Source organism: Clostridium frigidicarnis (genome assembly GCF_900111985.1).
Classification (GTDB): Bacteria; Bacillota; Clostridia; order Clostridiales; family Clostridiaceae; genus Clostridium_Z; species Clostridium_Z frigidicarnis.
Window position 1 is genome coordinate 22,102 of record NZ_FOKI01000038.1, and the last position, 6,401, is coordinate 28,502.

Genomic DNA, 6,401 nt, shown 5'->3' on the forward strand with positions numbered 1-6,401 from the left:
TTAACATTATGTAGTCTTTTAATTTCTATTCAATATTAATCAAAATATTTCCAAACAGGTTTTATTAATCCAAGTGTAATTAAACATATAAAAAACATAGAAGATAAGGAAATTATAGTAGTTTGTACAGAAGAATAATTAGTTGGAAACACTTTAATTAGTACTATATTTATAAATACTGACACTAAAAATAAATATACCCCAATTTTTTTCCAAAACAATATTAATATACTCCCAACCATAATTAATATGTATATAACTGTGCTGGCCATAAGCAAAGTTTTGTAACTTTTAATTGTTTCTAGATTTGAATTTAGCTCTATTATATTGTAAAATATGTTCATTAAACATGATATTATTGAACATATAAAATACCCCGTGGCACAACAACCACGCTTTTTTTCTTGTTTCATTTTAAATTCTCCTTTTGTCATTTGTTATAGTTAAATTGTATTTATATATTTTTTAGTTCCATTAACTTAAAATAACTTCTCAAATTTTTCTACAATTCTTCCACTTTGCCCCGTACCTTCTATTTAAAATAGTAACATCTAATTGAAAACCTCCATCATATACAGCATTCAACGTTACTCATGAAGGCATAAGATTATTTCCTTTGTATATTAGAATAGTAGAATAATTAATTGTCTGACCTCCTTCAATAGACTTTCTTACTGATGTTTCGAAATCCATCATAATTGGTGTATTCACTGGGTTTTGATACAAGACAACTAATTTCTAGGATCTTTACCACCACCTAATTGTTACCTAACAAGTGATGCCAGCTTGTCCTCTTCTTGTACCAATTAAGGCTGCTCCAAATAATCTTGCTCCTTCTACTACTGATAATCCTCCTAATAATAGTTGTGGTATATCAATACTCTTTTCCCAGTTTGCACTACGTCTTTAGCTGTTAATTATATTTCTTTTTTACACTTTATAATGCTTCTAAAGCTTCGCTTCAATTTGTTGATTTAACTTCATCATAAACATATTCTACAGTCTTTATGTTAAATTTACTAGTGTTGCTTATATTATCTATTCATCAATCTCTTCTACATACTCTAAAAATAAATCTTGTAACTCATTATCAGTATCAATACCATCTAAATACAATTTGGACTCAGCATCACATCCACTGAGTGTACTACTTCCATCAATTATACCTAGCATATTTGAGATTGTATCTATCATTATCAACTCTATAAAATCAACTAAGGCATCCTTCTTATCTTGTGATGCATCATTATATAATTCTAAAACTTGTTTTAAATACTCTTCTGTTACCTTATCTATATTTGAGTTATCCAATTGATTTCTATATAGTTCCTTATCTTGGACTATAGTTTTGTAAAGACTTTTAATAAAAATTTCATTCATTTTACTTCCCCACTTCTTGATATAATTTTTTATTTATATCAATTAGCTCTTGTAATTTTGAATTAGGAATATTAGGATATACTCTCATTGATTCACTTATACCTCTTCTAAATAATTGTCTTGCACTATTTATTCCTTCTGTCCTGCATTATGTACCTCAACTTAAGATCTTCCTAACATTGCACCTGATGCTGCACCAAATGTGCTTGCTGTTGTTGCTATTCCTCCAAGTAAATGATAGTCAGTTTCTGACATTCCTAATGTTTGAGTTTATTTAACTCAACATAAACATATTCTATAGCCTTTATGTTGAATTTACTAGTGTTGATTATTGCATGTATACTTCATTTCTTGTTTTACTTGCTCCTAAAGGTATTAGTATTGATTAGTTAGGATTTCATTTATCAGTTACTTATATATGTTAACTACAAAAAAATAATGAACCAGCCTACTTAAATTTCAGCTTATTCATTTCATCTTTTCACTGCATTATTAGAATTATGCATATAGTCATTTTATTCTTAATGTCGAATATATAACAACTTTATTTATCATACTTATTATGCATTAACTTTATTATAATTAATGCAGTTAAATATACTTTTGCCTATTGTAGTTGCTTGAATACTATATAACAATTATCTTCATCAATTTGAATATAAAAACATTTTTTAGTTTCTTGTTCGATAATGCATATCTCTCCAATATCCCACAATTGCTCTATTGCTTCTTTGCAATTAATTACTTTTACCTTTACCCACCATATTCCCATTTCATCAAAAGGCATAGTCCATATAGAATTATCTTTTAATGTTGAAATTTCTTGAAAAAACCATTCAATCATTATCTCGCTATTTTTATTAAGTTTTCTAACAGCTACCTTAGGATAACTATAGTGATTCAATTCTTCAATCTGCTCTCTATAATTCGAGATTTCTTCTGATTCAGCTTCAATGATATCAATTATTTCAAAAGATTTAAATTGCTCAAGATTTCTTTTTACCTTTGATAATGCAGTTTTCTTTTTAATTAATAATTTTCTGTCTTCCATAACAAGCTCCTTTTCTAAATAATCTATTTATTTGTATATCTAATATGATGGTCAGTATCTTTATTAATCGGCTTATACCTATTATCAGGATTTTTAAAATTATACGTTAAAGGATTAGCACCATTAGGTACTTTCCCTGCATGTGTATGCAATCCTTGCTCTACGTCATTTGTATGGTCCACAATAACCTTTTTCCCTTGAGGAGTGTCATATTCATAATACCTACCCTGGTATGTTGCATTTTCACTATATTCGTAGTTTTTATAGTTTCCACCTTTTTTTGTTATATCATCTCCAGTAGTCCATTGCCTAGTTGACTGTTGAGACCTTGGTATACCTGCACTATCTTTAGCTTGATTTAGAGCTTGTCCCCTATTAATATTAGGATTACCCGACCCCTTAACATTTCTACTAGCCAAAGCTGCATTAAAACTCTTTTGAGTCTCTGTTTGCTTCAGTGGTTTTGTACTGCTTGAACTACCAAAAGATTTTATTGGTATTCTTCCAACTGATGCTGAATTTTGAGATCTTGAGAGCATCACAGCTGATGTTTCACCAAATGAGCTTGCTGCTGTTGCCATTCCTCCAAGTAAATTATAATCACTTTCTGATATTCCTAATGTATGAGTTGATTTAACTTAACATAAATATATTCTATAGCCTTTATATTAAATTTACTAGTGTTGCTTATTGCATGTATGCTTCAATTTCTTTGAATTAGAAAAGAGCCAATTTTCCTTACTTGAAACATTAGCTCTTATCAAATTTATAATATATACTTGCTTTTATCTTTATTAATATATTGTAATTTTTTATTTCATTGAATGATTTTAGTAGTTTATTGATTAGCAAGGAACTCCTTTATCAGATGCTTATCTCTGTAAAACTTCTCAAAAAATAATGAACCAGCTTACTTAATTTTCAGCTGGTTCATTTCATCTTTTCACTGCATTATTAATATTATGCATCATATTTTTTCTATTTGCTACTTATTTAAATATCATATTACTATAATATCATGTCATATTCTACAACTGTTTAATATTTTGAAGTTAGTTCTATATTGGTTTTGCAGTGAATTCTTCTAGGTAAAAAATATTACTTTTATTATTAAACTATATCTTCTGCAACATCTCCTGGTTTTTCCCAATACTTTAACTTTTCCATTGCTCTTTCTAAATCATCCATATCATCATCCCCTAGTGTATTATCAAATTTTTCTGATAATCTGCCCCTAATTCTTGCCAGTCTATGTGTTACTTTCCACTCGTCTATAAACCTAGTAGTTTCTTTTTCATATTCTCTTGTATCTTTATTCATGTAATACGACCCCATATCATGTAAAGATATTAGAATTATCTCAATTTCTTTTAATATTTCTATAGCTTCATCCCCAGACAAAACTATTTTTTCATTTTCTTTAATCATAGTTTTATTTTCTCCTTTTAAATAATGGATTTATTAATTCTTCGACTCCACCTTTTATTGTCAACTCTTCTGTTCCATATCTGGGATTTTTTAGCCATTCAAGTTTTGAATTAGGAACATCAAACTCCATATAATCTCTTCCTTTTCCTTTCTTTATTTGATACTTTGTTTCAGCTTCAATCTGACTTAATGGTTTTTTATTTGCTGGTTCCACATAAACTCTATTGTTATCTCTAGCAATAATTTTTCCATCCTGCTCTATTCCATTTATACCTTTGCGGTTTGTATAATGACGAACTCTAGTAGTTTCTTCAGCAGCTTCAGCCGCCCCCTTAACATTTCTACTAGCCAAAGTTGCATTAAAGCTCTTTTGAGTCTCTGTTTGATTTATTGATTGTGTATTTTTTGAACTACCAAAAGATTTTATTGGTACTCTTCCAACTCCTGCTGCTGATGCTGAAGTTTGAGATTCTGCGAACATCGCAAATGATGCTGTACCAAATGTGCTTGCTGTTGTTGCCATTCCTCCAAGTAGTGCTATCCTAATGTATGAGTTGATTTAACTTAACATAAACATATTCTATAGCCTTTATGTTGGATTTACTAGTGTTGATTATTGATTGTTACTACCTCATTTGCTATCAACTAGAAAGTTCTTATAGCTTACTACGTAGAATCATGTAATGTACCATTGAAATCAACTCCTTTACTACCTAGAAATTCTATGAAAGCCTTAATGTCACCAACATAGCTTTTTATTGTTTTAAAACTTTTACCATCTTAAATTAAACTTACTTTGAAATTCCCAATTATTTCACTCATTTTATTTGCTCCTCATATCATCATTATTTTTAAACGAAAGAAAAGACTAACAAAAGAAATATTATTCCAATGTTAGCCTATATTTTTATATTTTAGGTTGTAATAGGTCTAGATTAGGTCACAAGGGCGTACTTTCAACCAATTTTATTTTTATTATTATTCAATATTTTTTTCTATAGTTATATTCATCTAAAAGTTAGGCCTATACACCCAAAGTATTGATTTTACTAGATTTCATGTATCCCAAGTACTGCCAGCCTCTGACCTATTATTTCCACATTAGCCCTTACAAAGAAAACTCCAACAGATACCTTTATTGCATCCATTGGAGTTTTACTATTAGCTTGAATTAGCCTTCAAAAGAAGTTTTTGCTGTATTTCCATAGCAACTTTCATTAGAACCTTCTTTTGATGCCTATTTGTTGTTTTTATAATGCGTTTTTCTTCCTGTATCATCCAAGCTTACCACATAATTACAATTATGAAGTGAGTATCCTAGTATATACTCCTTCATAAAACAATCCAACAAGCGAAAGCTCTTATTGGATATTTTTTATAAATATTTTGCATCTAGTATTCCCACTGTTTTTCAGCCAGTTTACTCCCACATGATACCAATTTCTTCAAATGAAATTCTACTTTCTTCTAATCCATTTATATCACTAGTTCCTATTTGTTGTATGTCATCTTTACTTAATATAATATCTCCCACTTTGGGATTAATTTTTTTATTGAAAATTGTTTTTAATAAATCACATTGCTTTAAAGACATATCGTAATATTCTGCCCATGATTCTATTGAACTATCAAAATCCATTAGTTGTCTTTCTAATAAAAATACACCATTCTGATGCATCGCTTCTTCAGAATCTATTGTAAAAATATTTTCTCCTACGCCCCAAAATGCAGTAGTAATAATTGGTACAGCCTTCCCCTCTACATTTTCTAATAAATTTTGCAATGCCTCATTCTCTGCAAGATTTACTACATCTTTTGGCGCTCCTACAAAATACTCCTTAGCTTGCTTAGCATTATTTATTGTTTTAATTCTATCACTATTATCATTACGAAATGCACCTACACAATATTCTGAATTAAAAGTTATAGTCCCTCTTGCACCTTCATTATCTTGAATATTGTAATTTATACCATCCCATGAATGTTCATTTGATAATTCTGGATAATGTGCTACCATAATTGCATGAGCTATTGATGCTGATATACACCCTTGCCATAATTGTTCCATTTTCCAACTTACTTCATTAATATTATTAGACATACCATCCACTCCTCTACTTGTTCCACTTTTCCCTATTTTCCTTTCTTGATAATATTTGGGCATTACTGCCACCTTTATCTCTAGGGTCAATATGGTCAATTTGCCATTCATTTTGTGGAGGTGTTACCCCTCTTTGACTCTTACTAGGTTTAACTAATACTTCGCTAGATAAGTCAGACTTAACAACTCCTCCATTATTTTTCATATTTTCTTGTATTATATTTCTCTTTTGAGCAGCAGTGAAATTTTTACCTGGACCAACACCGAGATGTGCATATGGGCTAGCTTCAGACGCCCCCTCAACATTTCTACTAGCCAAAGCTGCATTAAAGCTCTTTTGAGTCTCTGTTTGCTTTATTGATTGTGTATTTTTTGAACTACCAAAAGATTTTATTGGTACTCTTCCAACTCCTGCTGCTGATGCTGAAGTTTGAGATCCTG

At 30.0% G+C, this 6,401-nt stretch carries 8 protein-coding genes; all 8 read right to left on the reverse strand.

Annotated features, from left to right (window positions below):
- Nucleotides 1-35: 35 nt before the first annotated feature.
- Nucleotides 36-413, reverse strand: a complete 378-nt coding sequence (locus tag BM119_RS16165) for a hypothetical protein (RefSeq protein WP_090042766.1) — start codon at nt 411-413, stop codon at nt 36-38.
- A 625-nt stretch (nt 414-1,038) separates the two neighbouring features.
- A complete protein-coding gene (locus BM119_RS16170; protein ID WP_090042767.1) occupies nt 1,039-1,380 on the reverse strand; it encodes a transposase in 342 nt (113 codons plus the stop codon).
- A 607-nt stretch (nt 1,381-1,987) separates the two neighbouring features.
- Complete coding sequence (locus tag BM119_RS16175; protein ID WP_090042768.1) at nt 1,988-2,431, reverse strand: hypothetical protein; 444 nt, start codon at nt 2,429-2,431, stop codon at nt 1,988-1,990.
- A 23-nt stretch (nt 2,432-2,454) separates the two neighbouring features.
- Nucleotides 2,455-3,012: an HNH/endonuclease VII fold putative polymorphic toxin gene (locus BM119_RS16180; RefSeq protein WP_207647688.1), complete on the reverse strand. Its 558-nt coding sequence runs from the start codon at nt 3,010-3,012 to the stop codon at nt 2,455-2,457.
- Nucleotides 3,013-3,541: 529 nt separating this feature from the next.
- Nucleotides 3,542-3,859: a hypothetical protein gene (locus BM119_RS16185; protein WP_090042769.1), complete on the reverse strand. Its 318-nt coding sequence runs from the start codon at nt 3,857-3,859 to the stop codon at nt 3,542-3,544.
- Nucleotides 3,860-3,863: 4 nt separating this feature from the next.
- Nucleotides 3,864-4,382 (reverse strand): HYD1 signature containing ADP-ribosyltransferase family protein, encoded by a 519-nt coding sequence (locus BM119_RS16190; protein WP_090042770.1) that lies wholly within the window; start codon nt 4,380-4,382, stop codon nt 3,864-3,866.
- An 897-nt stretch (nt 4,383-5,279) separates the two neighbouring features.
- Nucleotides 5,280-6,023, reverse strand: coding sequence for a hypothetical protein (locus BM119_RS16195; RefSeq protein WP_242948449.1), 744 nt, complete (start codon nt 6,021-6,023; stop codon nt 5,280-5,282).
- On the reverse strand, nt 5,974-6,401 hold a 428-nt coding region (locus BM119_RS20135; protein ID WP_207647689.1), incomplete at its 5' end, for an HNH endonuclease signature motif containing protein. The genes BM119_RS16195 and BM119_RS20135, both read right to left, overlap by 50 nt.

Coding starts and splice junctions, on each gene's coding strand:
- BM119_RS16165 (WP_090042766.1), bottom strand. CDS start 413: ATGAAACAAGAAAAAAAGCGTGGTTGTTGTGCCACGGGGTATTTTATA.
- BM119_RS16175 (WP_090042768.1), bottom strand. CDS start 2,431: ATGGAAGACAGAAAATTATTAATTAAAAAGAAAACTGCATTATCAAAG.
- BM119_RS16195 (WP_242948449.1), bottom strand. CDS start 6,023: ATGCCCAAATATTATCAAGAAAGGAAAATAGGGAAAAGTGGAACAAGT.
- BM119_RS16180 (WP_207647688.1), bottom strand. CDS start 3,012: ATGGCAACAGCAGCAAGCTCATTTGGTGAAACATCAGCTGTGATGCTC.
- BM119_RS16185 (WP_090042769.1), bottom strand. CDS start 3,859: ATGATTAAAGAAAATGAAAAAATAGTTTTGTCTGGGGATGAAGCTATA.
- BM119_RS16190 (WP_090042770.1), bottom strand. CDS start 4,382: ATGGCAACAACAGCAAGCACATTTGGTACAGCATCATTTGCGATGTTC.
- BM119_RS16170 (WP_090042767.1), bottom strand. CDS start 1,380: ATGAATGAAATTTTTATTAAAAGTCTTTACAAAACTATAGTCCAAGAT.